The sequence below is a fragment of the Pseudomonadota bacterium genome, assembly GCA_039024915.1.
Lineage (GTDB): Bacteria > Pseudomonadota > Alphaproteobacteria > Rhizobiales > MH13 > MH13.
Genome location: JBCCPK010000014.1, coordinates 13,527 through 28,764, shown reverse-complemented (window position 1 = coordinate 28,764; position 15,238 = coordinate 13,527). Strand labels below are relative to the sequence as shown.

The 15,238-nt window shown below is 59.0% G+C and carries 17 protein-coding genes and 3 tRNA genes; 8 read left to right on the top strand and 12 right to left on the bottom strand.

Annotation, left to right across the window (positions count from 1 at the left end; translation table 11 throughout):
• The 5 genes from AAF739_17510 to AAF739_17490 all read right to left on the bottom strand — a co-directional run.
• Positions 1-138, bottom strand: a 138-nt coding sequence (locus AAF739_17510; protein ID MEM6384468.1) for a GTP-binding protein, incomplete at its 3' end; no start/stop codon positions are given.
• Positions 139-262: 124 nt separating this feature from the next.
• Positions 263-511 (bottom strand): hypothetical protein, encoded by a 249-nt coding sequence (locus AAF739_17505; protein MEM6384467.1) that lies wholly within the window; start codon positions 509-511, stop codon positions 263-265.
• Between the two features lie 93 nt (positions 512-604).
• Positions 605-859 carry a hypothetical protein gene (locus tag AAF739_17500; GenBank protein MEM6384466.1) on the bottom strand — a complete coding sequence of 85 codons (255 nt, stop codon included), beginning with the start codon at positions 857-859 and terminating at the stop codon, positions 605-607.
• 96 nt (positions 860-955) lie between these two features.
• A tRNA-Gly gene (locus AAF739_17495) sits at positions 956-1,029 on the bottom strand.
• Between the two features lie 293 nt (positions 1,030-1,322).
• Positions 1,323-1,407: transfer RNA gene (locus tag AAF739_17490), tRNA-Tyr, on the bottom strand.
• Positions 1,408-1,532: 125 nt separating this feature from the next.
• Here AAF739_17490 and AAF739_17485 point away from each other — a divergent pair.
• Positions 1,533-2,411, top strand: coding sequence for an RNA methyltransferase (locus AAF739_17485; protein MEM6384465.1), 879 nt, complete (start codon positions 1,533-1,535; stop codon positions 2,409-2,411).
• Between the two features lie 69 nt (positions 2,412-2,480).
• Positions 2,481-2,556: transfer RNA gene (locus AAF739_17480), tRNA-Thr, on the top strand.
• Positions 2,557-2,625: 69 nt separating this feature from the next.
• Here the strand turns inward: AAF739_17480 and AAF739_17475 are convergent.
• Complete coding sequence (locus AAF739_17475) at positions 2,626-4,479, bottom strand: ABC transporter ATP-binding protein (protein MEM6384464.1); 1,854 nt, start codon at positions 4,477-4,479, stop codon at positions 2,626-2,628.
• Positions 4,480-4,706: 227 nt separating this feature from the next.
• Between AAF739_17475 and AAF739_17470 the strand changes: the two genes are divergently transcribed.
• From AAF739_17470 to AAF739_17460, 3 genes are all read left to right on the top strand, one after another.
• Positions 4,707-5,486 carry an NAD kinase gene (locus AAF739_17470; GenBank protein ID MEM6384463.1) on the top strand — a complete coding sequence of 260 codons (780 nt, stop codon included), beginning with the start codon at positions 4,707-4,709 and terminating at the stop codon, positions 5,484-5,486.
• 90 nt (positions 5,487-5,576) lie between these two features.
• Complete coding sequence (locus tag AAF739_17465; GenBank protein MEM6384462.1) at positions 5,577-6,116, top strand: response regulator; 540 nt, start codon at positions 5,577-5,579, stop codon at positions 6,114-6,116.
• A 138-nt stretch (positions 6,117-6,254) separates the two neighbouring features.
• The gene (locus tag AAF739_17460) at positions 6,255-6,767 is read left to right on the top strand and encodes an Hpt domain-containing protein (GenBank protein ID MEM6384461.1); all 513 of its coding nucleotides are present in this window, start codon (positions 6,255-6,257) and stop codon (positions 6,765-6,767) included.
• 6 nt (positions 6,768-6,773) lie between these two features.
• Here AAF739_17460 and AAF739_17455 read toward each other — a convergent pair whose 3' ends face one another.
• From AAF739_17455 to AAF739_17445, 3 genes are all read right to left on the bottom strand, one after another.
• Positions 6,774-8,021 carry a DUF2336 domain-containing protein gene (locus tag AAF739_17455; GenBank protein ID MEM6384460.1) on the bottom strand — a complete coding sequence of 416 codons (1,248 nt, stop codon included), beginning with the start codon at positions 8,019-8,021 and terminating at the stop codon, positions 6,774-6,776.
• Between the two features lie 8 nt (positions 8,022-8,029).
• The gene (locus AAF739_17450; GenBank protein MEM6384459.1) at positions 8,030-9,187 is read right to left on the bottom strand and encodes a transglycosylase SLT domain-containing protein; all 1,158 of its coding nucleotides are present in this window, start codon (positions 9,185-9,187) and stop codon (positions 8,030-8,032) included.
• 127 nt (positions 9,188-9,314) lie between these two features.
• Positions 9,315-9,902, bottom strand: a complete 588-nt coding sequence (locus tag AAF739_17445; protein MEM6384458.1) for a nitroreductase — start codon at positions 9,900-9,902, stop codon at positions 9,315-9,317.
• Positions 9,903-10,222: 320 nt separating this feature from the next.
• Between AAF739_17445 and AAF739_17440 the strand changes: the two genes are divergently transcribed.
• Positions 10,223-11,164: a hypothetical protein gene (locus AAF739_17440; GenBank protein ID MEM6384457.1), complete on the top strand. Its 942-nt coding sequence runs from the start codon at positions 10,223-10,225 to the stop codon at positions 11,162-11,164.
• A gap of 10 nt (positions 11,165-11,174) precedes the next feature.
• Here the strand turns inward: AAF739_17440 and thrS are convergent, their stop codons facing one another.
• From thrS to AAF739_17425, 3 genes are read right to left on the bottom strand one after another with little or no spacing between them, the layout of a single operon-like run.
• Positions 11,175-13,142 carry a threonine--tRNA ligase gene (thrS, locus tag AAF739_17435; protein ID MEM6384456.1) on the bottom strand — a complete coding sequence of 656 codons (1,968 nt, stop codon included), beginning with the start codon at positions 13,140-13,142 and terminating at the stop codon, positions 11,175-11,177.
• A gap of 59 nt (positions 13,143-13,201) precedes the next feature.
• A complete protein-coding gene (gene yidD / locus AAF739_17430; GenBank protein MEM6384455.1) occupies positions 13,202-13,510 on the bottom strand; it encodes a membrane protein insertion efficiency factor YidD in 309 nt (102 codons plus the stop codon).
• Positions 13,507-13,956 (bottom strand): iron-sulfur cluster assembly scaffold protein, encoded by a 450-nt coding sequence (locus AAF739_17425; protein ID MEM6384454.1) that lies wholly within the window; start codon positions 13,954-13,956, stop codon positions 13,507-13,509. The genes yidD and AAF739_17425 overlap by 4 nt, the downstream gene beginning before the upstream one ends.
• A gap of 138 nt (positions 13,957-14,094) precedes the next feature.
• Here AAF739_17425 and folE point away from each other — a divergent pair, with 138 nt between their 5' ends.
• Positions 14,095-14,709, top strand: a complete 615-nt coding sequence (gene folE, locus AAF739_17420; protein MEM6384453.1) for a GTP cyclohydrolase I FolE — start codon at positions 14,095-14,097, stop codon at positions 14,707-14,709.
• A gap of 78 nt (positions 14,710-14,787) precedes the next feature.
• The gene (hisI, locus tag AAF739_17415; GenBank protein ID MEM6384452.1) at positions 14,788-15,237 is read left to right on the top strand and encodes a phosphoribosyl-AMP cyclohydrolase; all 450 of its coding nucleotides are present in this window, start codon (positions 14,788-14,790) and stop codon (positions 15,235-15,237) included.
• The last annotated feature ends 1 nt before the right edge of the window (position 15,238 follow it).

Genomic DNA, 15,238 nt, shown 5'->3' with positions numbered 1-15,238 from the left:
ATCAATCTCATCATACGCCTTGAAGTCGCCGAAATACTTCGTGATCGCCGCCGTCAACGTCGTCTTGCCATGGTCAACATGACCAATCGTGCCAACGTTCACATGCGGCTTGTTGCGCTCAAACTTCTCTTTCGCCATGGCGGAGACCCCTCAAACAGGCAGAACGGGATTCGGTAGCTTTCTAAGCCGCCCGAAGATGGCGCGCACATAAGGCTTTGCACCAAGGGACGCAAGAGGGGCACGCGAACAGAGGATGATGCTCTCAAGCGGGGTGGCGGGAGCGCCCCAACCGGATGCGCGCAGCAAACCATCTCATGTGGATGAGCAGGATGATTGCGTTGACGAGGGCGACGGGCAACGCACCAGCGAGAAGCCCGTAAGCAATGAATGAGAGATTGGCCCCGACATGGCACAGCCGCATCGAGCGCTGCGTCTTCATACCGGCCATCGTCAGCATGAAGGCTCCTGCCATATAGCCAATTGCTTCAACTAAAGCGCCGTCCAGAACCATGATGCCGCCCTCGGGTCTCCCAATCGTCCCGAACAGCCTGCCTCACGATAAGCTGGCAAACTGTGACACAGGGCACACTTTAGGGAACAAGGGTCACGCCGCCTTAGCAGCAGCTTGAGATGCGTTCTGTGGCTTTGCAACGAGGCGATAGGCGTGCAGGGCGAGAATGATGGAGTTGATGACAACCAGCGGTATCACACCCGACAGCAGACCAAAAAGAATGAATAAGGTGTTGGCGGAAATGTTGCAGATGCGCATGGCGCGCTGCGTCTTCATGCCCGCCATGGCGATTAGGAAGGCACCTGCCAGATAGCCAAGCGATTCGATCAAAATGGTTTCATGGGACATGACGGCCTCCTTCGTGGGAGGCTCGATCTAGACTTCAGCAGCTTGCAGCTATGTGCTGAAGGTCACATTCCAGCTGGTTTCAGCGATGTTTATGATTGGAGCGGGTGAAGGGAATCGAACCCTCGTCGTAAGCTTGGAAGGCTTCTGCTCTACCATTGAGCTACACCCGCAACACCAGCAAGTCTGTTCCCGCCGGACGTGGTAGTCAATCCAAATCGCACGTTGAACAAGCCAGCAGCTTGTGAAGCGCAAGATTTGGATCACCCAAGAACCCGCCAAATCGCACGTTGAACAAGCCAGCAGCTTGTGAAGCGCAAGATTTGGATCACCCAAGAACCCGCCAAATCGCACGTTGAACAAGCCGCTGGCTTGCGAAGCGCAAGCTTTGGGTCATCTAAGAACCTGCCAAATTGCACGTTGAACAAGGCAGCGGCTTGTGAAGCGCGAGATTTGGATAGTTAGATGGTGGAGGAGGCTGGATTCGAACCAGCGTAGGCGTAGCCAACGGATTTACAGTCCGTCTCCTTTAACCACTCGGACACTCCTCCACGCGCTTTGGTACGAGAACCCGCTCCAAAGCCCGCGCGTTATCAACATTCGCATCCGGCCTGTCAATCCGCTCGGAGCACTGCTAGGAGCGCCGCACACATTCACAAAGCTGGGCACCTTCTACATGAGCGAACAAAGCCGCTCCAAACACCCAAGATCCGGTTACAGCCGCCTGAAAGAAGCCAAAGCAGCTCGCAAGCGCGGCGAAAGCAAAGCGGAGCGCGCTCAGCGATTTGCGCCGAAGGCACGGGCGAGCGCCGAGCAACCCGAAGTGCCCTATCATATTCATGGCCTGCACGCGGTTCGTGCAGCACTTGGCAATCCCCGCCGGCAGGTCCACACACTGCTGGCGACGCCTAACGCCTTGCAGAAGCTGGAAGCCTCGATCCCGCCAAAACTGAAGGTTGAGACGGTTCACCCGAACGCGCTCGACGAGCTTTTGGGTGCCGACGCGGTGCATCAGGGTGTGGCTGCGCTGATTGCACCCTTGCAGCCGGTTCCCCTCACCGCTCCTTTTCCGCGCTTCAGCCTGATTCTCGACCAGGTGACTGATCCGCACAATGTCGGCGCGATCCTGCGGTCCGCTGCAGCGTTTAATGTCGATGCACTCATCACGACCACACGCCATGCCGCGCGCGAAACGGCCACGCTCGCGAAAGCGGCATCCGGCGCGTTTGATATCGTCCCGATCATTACGGTTCGCAACCTCGCAGATGCACTGGAGAGCCTTCGGGCAGCAAACACCATGGTGGTGGGCCTCGATAGTGTTGCGGAGACCGAGCTTGCACAGGCAATGACCCAGCGATCGACGTCGCCGGCGCAGCCCGTGGCATTGGTGATGGGTTCAGAGGGCAAAGGCCTCCGCTCCAAGACCCGCGAAACCTGCGATGCAATCGCCCGATTGCCAGTCGCAAGCAATGAGCTTGTCAGCTTAAACGTCTCGAATGCTGCGGTGCTCGCCCTTTATATTGCCCGGGAGCATCTGGACGCCGACCCCCAGTGACGGCTGCTATGGTATGGTTTTGGAGACAGTCTTGCGAACGCGGTCATGTCCGCGTATGGCGGGCACAGTGCTGGCATAGCTCAGTTGGTAGAGCACCTGATTTGTAATCAGGGGGTCGCGGGTTCGAATCCTGCTGCCAGCACCATTCTGTGTGCTCCGTTCCTGCGGAACGACCGCATGCCTGCCCTCGCTCCGCTCCTGCGGAAGGAGTGCTCTACTCCGCCGCTTCCACCTTTGGCTGCGTGTCGAGCAGAAACCCGCCGGACTGACGATGCCAAAGCTGGCTGTAGAGACCTCCTGCCTGCAGCAGGCTGTCGTGGGTACCATCTTCAATAATCTGTCCCTGATCCATCACGATCAGGCGATCCATCTCGGCAATCGTCGAAAGTCTGTGGGCGATCGCGATCACGGTTTTGCCAGCCATCAACTGATAAAGGCTGTCCTGAATGGCAGCCTCAACCTCGGTGTCGAGGGCCGACGTTGCCTCATCGAGCACGAGCAAAGGCGCGTTTTTGAGGAGCACGCGTGCGATGGCAATCCTCTGGCGTTGACCACCAGACAGCTTCACCCCGCGCTCGCCGACATGGGCATCCAGCCCGCGCCGACCTTCAAGGTCCTCAAGATCATCGACAAAGGCATCGGCCCGGGCGAAGGCTACCGCTTGGCGTATATCCGCTTCGCTTGCATCCGGCCTGCCGTAAGCGATGTTATCCCGAACTGATCGATGAAGAAGCGCTGTGTCTTGGGTGACCACGCCGATGTGCGCGCGCAAGCTATCCTGGCGAACGTCCGCGATGGATTGGCCATCAATCGTTATCCGCCCACCCTCAAGATCGTGCAGCCGCAACAACAGATTGACCAAGGTTGTCTTGCCTGCACCGGAGCGGCCGATAAGACCAACCTTCTGGCCGGGTTCTATCGCCAGATCGAGACCCTCGATCACGCCGCCTTCTTTGCCATAGTGGAAGGTGATTCCTTCGAACCCTATCGCGCCGCGATCGACTTGCAGGTCCGGGGCATCGGGTAGGTCCTGTACGGTTCGCTTTTTCGAAAGTAGTTCGACGCCATCGTAGACCGTTCCAATGTTCTCAAACAGCCCCGCCATCTCCCACATGATCCACTGGGAGATGCCGTTAAGACGCAACGCCAGACCCATCGCGACCGCTATCGCGCCAACGGAGATAGAGCCGGTCAACCAGAACAGGATGGACAACGCACCCAGCGCAAACAGCAGCAGCATATTCAGCGTGTAAAGCGCTATGTTGAAGCCGCTAGCGAGCCTCATCTGGCGATGAACCGCATCGAGGAACGGAGCCATCGCTTCGCGGGCGTAGCTCTCTTCGCGTCCGGCGTGGGCGAACAACTTGACCGTGGTTATGTTGGTGTAGCTGTCGACAACCCGGCCCGTCATATCGGATCGAGCGTCCGCCTGAATTTGGGCAACATCGCGCAGCCGGGGCACGTAGTACACAAGGATCGCGATATAGGCGGCAAGCCAAAGCAGCATCGGTACCAGCAGCCGGATATCGGCCGATGCCGCAACGGCCAGCGTACCGATGAAGAACGCGGTCACATAGACCAGCACATCAAACAGTTTGAGCACGCTCTCGCGGACGGCGATCGCGGTCTGCATCATTTTCGTGGCAACGCGTCCGGCAAACTCGTCAGCGTAAAAACTCTGGCTCTGACCAAGCAGGTAGCGATGCGCCCACCAGCGGATGCGCATCGGATAGTTACCCATCAACGTCTGATGCACGATCACGGTCTGCAGGATAACCACAGCGGGCAGGACGACCAGCATAAGTGCAACCATCCAGGCAATGCGCTGCCAGTAATCGGCGAGGAAGGTCTCGCGTTCCGCGCTGACGAGCCAATCCACCAATTGGCCGAGAAACGAGTAAACGTAGACTTCGCCGATACCGATGATGAAAGCGAGGCCCGAGGCGGCGGCTATAGCCGGCCAAGCGCCGCGCGTGTAGTGCGCGCAAAACGCAAGCAAAGTCCCAGGCGGCCGTGTCGGCGCCACATCGGGAAACGGGGCAAGACGCTGTTCGAACCAGCGGAACATGATGCAGTGTCCAAAATATCGTGAGCGCGCCGTACGCTGAGGTTCCGGCTCTTGTGTTGCTGGCCTGATCAGCTGCGGCGCAACATCTGGTCGTGTGAGTATAGGGCAACTCTTTGATCAGAACGAGGGCTACAGCATGACATTACCGCCACATCATGGCATGCAGGCGGAAAAACACCGGCTTCCATCTTGGGATCAGGGCCGAAGAGATCGAGAAACTCCCCACCATGTCGGCACCTCGCTTCGAACGCATTGGGTTCATCGCCAGCTCTGTTGAGGAAGCACAAACCGCTCTTGAGCGCCTGCAAGATCGCTATGGTCTTCACCCCAGCGATAACGCTGATGTCGTGGTGGCCTTGGGAGGGGACGGACTGATGCTGTCGGCGCTGCACCGCTTCATGAACACCGGAAAACCGATCTACGGCATGAACCGGGGGTCTGTCGGTTTCCTGATGAATGAATATGCCGAAGAGAATCTCTTGGAACGGCTTTCAACCGCCATTGCCACGACAATCCATCCACTGGCGATGGAAGCCCATGATCAAGCCGGGACCGTGCACACCGCACGCGCCCTTAATGAAGTCTCGCTTCTACGGCAAACCCATCAGGCAGCAAAACTCCAGATCTCGGTCGATCACCGGGTACGGCTACAAGAGCTGATCTGCGACGGCGCAATGGTCGCAACGCCCGCCGGCTCGACGGCCTACAACCTGTCCGCCCATGGACCAATTCTACCCATTACGGCCTCGATGCTCGCACTGACGCCTATCAGCCCGTTCCGGCCTCGGCGCTGGCGCGGTGCCATCCTGCCAGCGACGGCGCGCGTCCGGTTCGATATTCTTGAAGCGGAAAAACGGCCCGTTGCTGTGGCTGCGGACGCGGATGAAACCCGAAACGTCACACGCGTTGACATTATCGAAAATCGGCAGGACCGCGCGGTAATGCTTTTTGATCCAGGCCATTCACTTGAGGAACGGGTATTGAACGAGCAGTTTTCAGGGTTCTAACGTCGCACCCAGCGCGACCAGCGACCCATGTTAATTGCTTACTAAGCCGAATGCAGTATTTCGGCGTTTTCAGTACTTGTACCTAGCGTCATGGCGTACGATCTTTCCAACCTTTCCGTTCTGGTTGTTGATGATTCACTGCACATGCGGCGTATCGTGCGGCTTTTGCTTCATGGCCTCGGTATCCGGTCGATTCAGGAGGCCGAAGATGGCGCAGTTGCACTCGACCTGTTTTCACAGAACACACCCGATCTGATCCTGACGGACTGGGTGATGCCGGTGTTCGATGGGATCGAGCTGACCCGCGCGGTGCGCGATCAGAAGTCCAGCATCAACCCGTACACGCCCATCATTATGCTGACAGGCTTTGCCGAGCGGTCGAGAGTCATCAAGGCGCGCGATGCGGGCATCAACGAGTTCCTCGTCAAGCCGATTTCCGCCCGCGAATTGTATCTGCGGATTGAAAACTGCGTCGCTAATCCGCGCGCATACATCAAGACGCAGACGTTTTTCGGCCCAGACCGGCGTCGCTTCGTCCATCCCAACTACACCGGCAAGGCACGAAGGGAATCGGATAACGAGAATGAGGAGGTGGTTGAAGAGGACGAGACAGACGAAGCGCAGGTCTGATCCACACTCCCACCCCCACCGCAAATGCCGATTGATACCCACCACACCCTAACGGAAATAGTGTGTTTGATCGCGGAAACCCTCTGGCAAGGGTTTGCAGCTAAAGTCTGAGGAACGTTGATCAAATCGGTTCCTCCTATGACCTCGACCATCGCCAAAGGCCAGTACGAAACAATCGATCCGCCCACCAATTTGCGGGCAAAGGTGCGCGTACTGTCGGGGCGCGAAGCGGCAGAGTTTGATCCTGTCAAAAAGGCCGAGCAGGCCGTTGAACGGCTATCAAGCAATTTCAATGATTGGATGAACGAGGAGGTCGAGCGGCTCGTTGAGCAATGGGGGGCCGCACGCAACTCGGACTTCAACACAGACCGACGCGCTGCATTGTATCGCGCGGCTCACGATCTTCGCGGCCAGGCTGCCACATTTGGCTACCCAAGCGTCGGGCGTATCGCTGGTACGTTCTGCGATGTTCTTGATGATCTCGAGGGCGAAGATCTGCCTGACGGGTTTCTTGACAAGTTTGTCAGTGCCATCCGAGCGATCGCTCGTGAGACCGACAAGGACCCGGAAAACGAGACGGCGATCGCTCTCGCCGATCAGCTTGCCGAAGCTGCCTACAGCTACACAAAGCCTATCAAGCGCTCGGCCTAACCTTCCCTAAGCCGCATCTACCAGCCGCTCGATCAGCACACCTTCAAGCGTGTCGCTGAACAGGGCTTCGCTTGCCGCACGGCTCGGTGGCGGGGGAAGCATTTGCAGATCGCGTTCGTTGCGGGCGCTCGCCTGCAAAATATCGGCAGCAAGGTCCTGACACAGCGCTGCAACAGCATCGTCAAAGCCATCCCCTTGCCGGCTGAATTCCGTATCTGCTGCCTGATCGAGGCGCAGCTCGACGATCTCGCTCAGCGCTTGAGCAAAGAAACCTTCGTCCCAGTCGACCTGCGCCGAAGCAAGCTCCCGCGCAAGGACAAACGCCATGGCCACGACTTCGCGGACGCTTGCGCCAAGCCCGGACCGTTTGAACAAAGCTGCCGCCACCGCAGGGCGGGGATGCACCACCGCAGCGCGGACCCGCGCAGGATCTGCATCCGCCAGATGGCCGATGACCGCTTCCAGCACATCAATCTGGCCCGAAAACGCAGCCCGCAAAACGAAAGCCGGCGTGATGAAACCGCGCTTATACAGCGCGTCCATCGACGTCCATAACGTCTCGGAAGAGCCCGAAGGGACCAGACTGGCGAGCAACGACAGAACCGCACGCTCTCCTGCCATCCCCGAAAGGCGCTCAAGCCGGCTGGTTGGAACAAAAGCCTGCACCAGCGGGTTCGCACTCAACGCGCGGGCATGGTGAGCGACCAGATCGCACCGCTGGACCAAGCTCAACTGCCTGAACGTTTGAAGCTGCTGCAAGATCTCAGCGTCACCGGCGAAGCGCATGATCAGCGCGTCGATCTGAGCTTCCCCGAGGCTCGTGTAAGGGTTGGCGATCAGCGCCGAGCAAGCATCCTCATCCGCGCGTTCAATCAGGCAATCCTGAATGGTATCGGTCAGTTCGATCCGGTTAGCCACAGCAATGGCTATCCGCGTGTCTTCGCGAACGATCCCGTCGATCAGGTGCTGCGGCCGCAAAAGCGGCGAATGCTCGAACAACGGAGCGGAAACAGCTGGACAATCATCCAGTAGCCGCAGAACAACTGGCCGAGGTGCATCGGAGCGGTTGGCAAACAGTTCAGCAAGCCGTGCTCGAACTTGAACTGCTGGATCATCGACACATTCAAACAGCGTTGCAAGAATTCCGGCACGTTCAGGCTGATGCGGGTCGAGCGTAAGGTATTCGCGGGCCAAGGCTTCGGTCGCGGCCAAGCGCTGTTCCATCGGGCGCAGGGCACCAGAACGCAATGTCATTGCATGAGTCATACAGGGGGCACCAGGTCATTCGGGCGACGCTCGGTGAGTTGGCTCGCATAGGCTGCTGTCAGTTCTCCTGAGCGCACAAAAGCGGTCAAATCGAGCGGCTGGCCTACCCGTGTGTCATCACGGTTCGATTTCGACTCAGGCCGAGCGACAGGATTAGGTGGGGCCGCAGCAACTCCAGCTTCAGCAACCGCTTGTTCCTGCATTATTTGCTCGGTGCCAGATCGGCCGTGGGTAGCAATGGACTCCTCGGAGAGAGACCGCGGTGCAAGATTCTGGGGAGCGTAAAGCGCAGCGAAGAATGGCACTTGCGCACCGCCAGCCTCACCGCGGGCCGAAGTGAACATGGAATGGGTTGCCAGGACATCGCGGGGCGCGGCCTCATGGGTTGGCATCGACGCAAATCCTGAGGGCTCAAGCGACAATGGCTCACCAACCGCTTGCGCCACCGGTGCCGGGATTGGGTTCGGCACAACTGGCTCTGCCGAGAAGCCCGCCGTCAGACGCTCATAAAGCTGACGTACCGTGACGGGCCCGCCGTCGCGGTTGTAGAACAAGCCATGGTTTGCCTCGGCTTGCACAGGGAACACGTCGGCGGCGCTTCGGTTTGGCTGGCTCTCGGCAAGGCTTATGAGGCGAGCGCCGCCGGTCGCACCCATGACATGGGCGACATATCCTTCACCAATGGACACTGGACGGCCCAAGGTGCCCTCTAACGAAGCCGCATTATCCTGAAGATAGAACCCGCTCATCACTGCCGAGATCGCCGGATCAAAGCGCAAGTCGAGAACATCATCGCGGGCGGCCGGGTCTGCTATGCGATATCGACCATCCGGCCTTTGCTCAATCTGCTGCGCTTGCGCATCAAGGCCGACCGACGAGCCGTGCGCATGCATCATCGATAGCCACGTTTGCTCGATAAACTGAAAGAGCCCGCGTGCGCTTGATGTCTGTGCAGCGGCTTGCGGGTCGAGGCTACTTTCGCGCTGCGCCGTGGTCAGAAAGTAATCGAAGGGCAGCCCGGTGCGTTCCGACGCAGCCTGGAAAGCTTGCTCGATCCGGGCATTTGTCGACGCGGATGGGGCAACTGCGGTTTCCGAAACCGCCGCAGCGTTCGGCCGACCCGCGACCGAGAATAGAGATGTTAAAGTGGACACGCGCACCGCCTCCTCGTTACGGCGACTGTGCGAGCATCATGGTAAATAGCCTCTTAAGACTGGAGCGTAGAAGACCCTGAACGGCGCTCAAAAAGGCTTGAGAAAACGCAGCAACCCGCGCTGCAGCCTAAGCCACAGCGCCGAGACCCATTGTAACCTTGTCTTCAATGCTTGGCCGAGGCCGTTCGGCCGGCGGCGCGGTGGGGGTGCCAATATGTACGATTGCCCGCACTGATTCGCCTTCACCTGCACCCAACAGTTGGCTCGCTGCCGGATCAGTTGTTGCCCAACCGGTCAACCACTGCGCCGCAAAACCCATGGCATGGGTGGCCATGATGAGTGACATCGTACTGGCACCGACGGATAGTTCCTGTTCCCAGAGCGGAATTTTCGGGTGCTCGGACGCGGTTGAGATAACAATCGCAGTCGTCGGAGCCGCAAGCAGCGCCTCATCGGCCTTATCGAGCATCTGCTCGTTCAGCGATGGGTCAGCCGCCGCGCGCATTGTCCGCAATTTTGGAGCCAGTGTCTGCCGATCGGCGCGGTTAAGGATCACGAAGCGCCACGGAGCGAGTTTGCCATGGTCAGGTACCCGCATGGCCGCCGTCAGAAGCGTCCGCAACTGCTCGTCATTGGGACCGGGGTCCGCAAGAAAAGGCGCAGGAATGCTGCGCCGGGTGAGAATCAGGTTGAGAGCATCGTTCGAGTCGGCCATGACTGTCCTGTCGTGCAGTTGTTTTCCAACGAGACTGTAGTGAGTATCGAGACGTGAGCAAGCGATGGTGGCAAAACACGATGATCGCGAAAACCAGCCGGCTCGTGGTAGCACGGCTACGCGTATTCGGTTCAATCGGCAAGGTCCACAGCCGGCGGATCCCGGCGCCGCTCAACACATCTCGCCTACGCTCTGCCATGCTGTGGCCGCACGGCAAGACCGGTGCTGCCCGCATGGATAGGTTTACGCGTCAGCACACTTTACCAAGGAAGCTGGTAGCGATTTTGGCTTGCGCAGGGACCGTGATTCTGGCGCCGGCTTTGACCGTCGCACAACGCCTTGACACGCCACCCCCCAGCCCGGTGCCAAGGCCCGAATTGACCCAGTCAGACATCGAGCCTGACACGGATGTGGAGACGCCCGAACCGGCCACCCCCAATGTTGAAGCTGTGATCGCGCCGGGCTCTGGCTTCGAATTGGAGCCTCCGTCGGACGACGCCGCCCCTGCCCCGGTCCAGTTCACAGCCCGCCTGACAAGCGAAACTCCGACCCTCGAACGCGACCTAGCCTGGACGGTCTACACGCTCGATGATGAAATCGTCGACGATGACGACCTTCTGATCACGTCCATTGGGGGGTCACTTGAAGCCAGTTTGCCCCCTGGCAGCTATCTGGTCCATGTCGCCTATGGAATGGCCAGCATTTCGCGGCCTGTCACCGTCACGCCAAATGGGTTGTTCGAACAGTTCACCTTTGGTGCCGGCGGGATGACCTTTCGCGGGGCGGTCGCCGCTGAGGATTACCTACCAGATGAACTGGTCTCGTTTCTCGTCTTTCCCGAAGGTGCAGACATCGATAGCGGTGCGGAACCCATCGTCAGCGATGTCGACGAGCGCACCGTCCTCGTCGTCCCTGCGGGCCGTTACACGGTCATCAGCCGCTACGGCGATGTCAACGCCGAAGTACGGGCACAGATCGACGTTGACCCAGGCCAGCTGACCGAAGCTGTGATGTTCCATCAGGCCGCAGAGATTACACTCAAGCTGGTCAACGAGCCGAACGGCGAAGCCCTGCCAAACACCGCGTGGAGCGTGCTCAATGCCGGCGGCGATATTTTGCGCGAATTCGTCGGCGCGTTCCCGACAATGGTCCTCGCAGCCGGCGATTACACGGTCATAGCGCGCCATGATGGACAGGTTCTGACACGCGACTTCTCAGCCGTCACCGGGGTGAACCGCGAAGTTGAACTGGTCGCCCAGTAATCAAGGACAGCTAACGTAGATCGGGCGGCGTCGCTTCCTCGCGCAGCGACGTGAGCGCTTCGTCCAAACCCATCGCCGTCTGGTGCTTAACGCCAAGCCTGCGGATGTTGACCGAGCGCTCTTCAGCCTCACGGTTACCGACAACCATGATCACGGGGACCTTCTGCAAGGAGTGCTCGCGGACCTTGTAGTTGATCTTCTCGTTTCGAACGTCCAGCTGCGCGTTGAAGCCAGCCTTGCGCACCGCTTCGAACACCTCTTGCGCATAGCCATCTGCATCCGAGGTGATCGTTGCGACAACAATCTGGGTCGGGGCGAGCCAGAGCGGTAAGTGGCCCGCATAGCTCTCGATGAGGATCCCAAGAAAGCGCTCCAACGATCCGCAGATCGCCCGGTGCACCATCACGGGCTGCACTTTTTCGCCGTCGCGGTCCACATAGAAGATGCCGAAGCGCTCAGGCAGATTGAAATCGACCTGGGTCGTTCCGCACTGCCATTCGCGCCCGATCGCGTCCTTGAGCGTGTATTCGAACTTCGGTCCGTAAAAAGTGCCCTCGCCCTGATTGATGCCAACCTTGATGCGCGGATCGTTCGCCGCCATCTGGTCGAGCGAGCGACGCAGAATATCTTCGGCGTGATCCCAACTTTCGTCCGACCCGACCCGCTTCTCGGGCCTCGTGGCGAGCTTTACTTCGACCTCGTCAAAGTCAAAATGTTCATAGACGCTCATCATCAGATCGTTGATTTTGAGGATCTCCGCTTCGAGTTGATCAGCGGTGCAGAAGATGTGCGCATCGTCCTGCGTGAAGGCGCGCACACGCATCAGCCCATGCAATGCACCGGAGGGCTCGTAGCGATGAACAGCGCCGAATTCTGCATATCTAACAGGTAGATCACGGTAACTTTTCAAGCCATGCTTGAATATTTGGACATGGCCAGGGCAGTTCATGGGCTTGAGTGCGAAGACGCGCCGATCGACCTCCTCATCGTCGGGATGGACCAGCGCGTCGGCGCTTTGCACGCCAAACATGTTCTCCGAGTACCAACCCCAATGGCCAGAGGCCTCCCACAAGCTCTTGTCGAGCACTTGGGGTGCGTTGACTTCTGCGTAGCCGTCAACGCCGATCCTCCGCCGCATGTATTGCGTCAGGTTCTGCAGCATGGTCCAGCCCTTGGGGTGCCAGAAAACCGTGCCGGGTCCCTCTTCCTGAAAATGGAACAGATCCATCTCCCGGCCCAGCTTGCGATGGTCGCGCTTCTCGGCCTCCTCCAGCATGTGCAGATAGGCTTTCAGCGCTTTGTCATCTGCCCATGCCGTGCCGTAGATGCGGGTTAGCATCGGGTTGTTTGCATCACCGCGCCAATAGGCGCCCGCAACCTTCATCAACTTGAAGGCCTGCCCGATCTGCCCGGTTGAGGCCATATGCGGACCCCGGCACAGGTCGAACCAGTCACCCTGGTAGTAGATCTTGACGTCCTCGCCGTCCGGAATCGCATCAAGCAGCTCGACCTTGAAGTCTTCGCCCTTGCTCTTGAAAACGTCGGCAGTTTTCTGGCGGCTCCAGACCTCTTTCGTGAAGGGTTTGTTGCGCGCGATGATCTCGCGCATTTTCTTCTCGATCACCGGAAGATCGTCGGTTGTGAACGGCTCATCGCGATAGAAATCGTAGAAGAAGCCGTTTTCGATGACGGGGCCGATGGTCACCTGCGTTCCCGGCCAGATCTCCTGCACGGCCTCGGCCATCACATGCGCGGCATCGTGGCGAATAAGCTCCAGGGCGCGCGGGTCGTCGCGGCCAAGAAGCTCAATCGCGCCGTCGCCGGTGATGGGATCAGACAGGTCGCAAACCGTGCCGTCGATGGCCATCGCGACAGACTTTTTGGCGAGGGATTTGGAGATAGAGGCAGCGAACGCTGCGCCGGAAAGCCCGTCCTCGATTTCGCGGACGGACCCATCGGGCATGGTCATGTTGGGCATTGCTGGTCCTTTCGGCTCAACTCCTGCCTACGAATGCAGGTAAGCGCGCGGTTTTAGTATCAAACGTCGGGCAAGGAATGCTCGGGTGGGATATGTGCCCCCGTCCACTGCCCATAACGCCACGGCGTATACCAGCGAGCCTGCGGGTTCAACCGCTCAGGCACCGGATCAAGCCCGGAGCTGCCCGCTGGCCTGCAACGCCAAAACCGCGCGAGCCCCATCCATAGACCAGGCCATGCGCCGTGCCGTTCGATCGCTTCATCGGTGTAGCTTGAACAGGATGGAATATGCCGACAGGTGCGTCCAAAGATCGACGACAGCGTTAGTTGATAAACCCGGATGAGGCCGTGCAGGAGCAAACGAATCATGCGACGGGAGCGAGGCGTTGATTACGCGCCTGCTCGATCGCATCGGCTGCTGCCTCGAAGGCCAGCATCACCGAGCCATGGCGCGCCTTATAATCCCGCACGGCGGCGAAAACCGATAGATCCGCGAAACGCTCCGAAAAGACCGCATCCTCACCCGCCAGAAGCGCGCGCAACCCGTCACGCGCCTGGGCAATCTCTGCATGGGTCGCGCCGATCACGCCTGCGCCCAGAATACTGGCCGACGCCTGGCCGAGCGCACAGGCTTTGACCTCCTGCGCAAACGTTTCAACAGTGCCATCGGGGGCCAATTGGACATCGGCGGACACGACCGAGCCGCACAGCCGCGCGTGCTTTCGTGCGGTCCCTTGGGGCTCCTCCAGCGTTCCCAAATGAGGGATTGACGCTGACAGACTTAGGAGTTTTTGCGAATAAAGATCGTCGAGCATGGGGTTTAATCTAATCACCTGTGCCCCATATGCAATCGCCTGCACTTCGGTCACAGTGTTTCCAGGCGCAGACAGGGGCGGCCACAAGCTGGCCGCAATCGGATGAACGACAAGAATAAACCGCCTGCGGAGACCCTCATGGACGCCATACTCGAAAGCGTGAAGACAACCGAAGTGCGCAAAGCGCGTATTCGTCCTTCGAAGGAAGAGGCGGAAGCCGCTGTTCGTACCTTGATTGCATGGGCAGGCGATGATCCTTCCCGCGAGGGCTTGCTTGATACGCCAAAGCGGGTCGCAAAGGCTTATGGCGAACTGTTCTCCGGCTACGATGCGGACATCGAAGAGATTCTTGATCGCGTCTTCGAAGAGGTCGAAGGCTATCAGGACATCGTCGTCCTCAAGGACATCGAATTTCACTCGCATTGCGAGCACCACATGGTCCCCTTCGTAGGCAAGGCGCACATTGCGTATTATCCGCGCGCTGGTGTCGTTGGCTTGTCGAAACTGGCGCGCCTTGTCGACGCTTTTGCGCGGCGCCTGCAAACGCAAGAAGCCATGACCGCGCAGATATCCATGTCGATTGAGGAGTACCTCAATCCTCGCGGCGTCGCGGTTATGGTCGAGGGCGAGCACATGTGCATGTCCATGCGCGGTATCCGCAAGGCAGGCTCAACGACCGTAACCACCCGGTTCTCCGGTCAGTTCGAGCAGCCGGACGAGCAAGTGCGCTTCCTTACCCTCGTGCGCAGTTAACCGCGGCCACCGACCATTTTCAGATCACGGCCCCGCTGATAAGGCGGGGCCGTTATTGTTTGGACCCGAGACATTGCAATGTGCTTTCCAAAACCCGAGGCTGACAAAAACGCACAGGAGTTCGGCGAGACGCTGTCTCCACGTTTTGATTCCAATGGCTTGGTGACAGCGGTCACCGTGCATGCGGAAACCAAACAGGTTCTCATGGTGGCACATATGAATGGCGAGGCCATCAGAGCCACGCTCGATACCGGCTTTGCGACATACTGGTCGCGCTCGCGCGGAAAGCTTTGGGTTAAAGGCGAAACCAGTGGTGAGCGCCAACGGGTTTCAGCGATCTATACCGATTGCGACCAGGACGCGTTTGTCGTTGAGGTCGAGCCAGAGGGTCGGGGCACCGCCTGCCACAACGGGTTTGTCAGCTGCTTTTACCGGCGCGTCGATCAGCACGATGGCGCGGCCGTCTTGACGACGATCGATCAGCCAAAAGCCGATCCTGCCGAACTGTACGCGCCCAAAGGCGATTGAT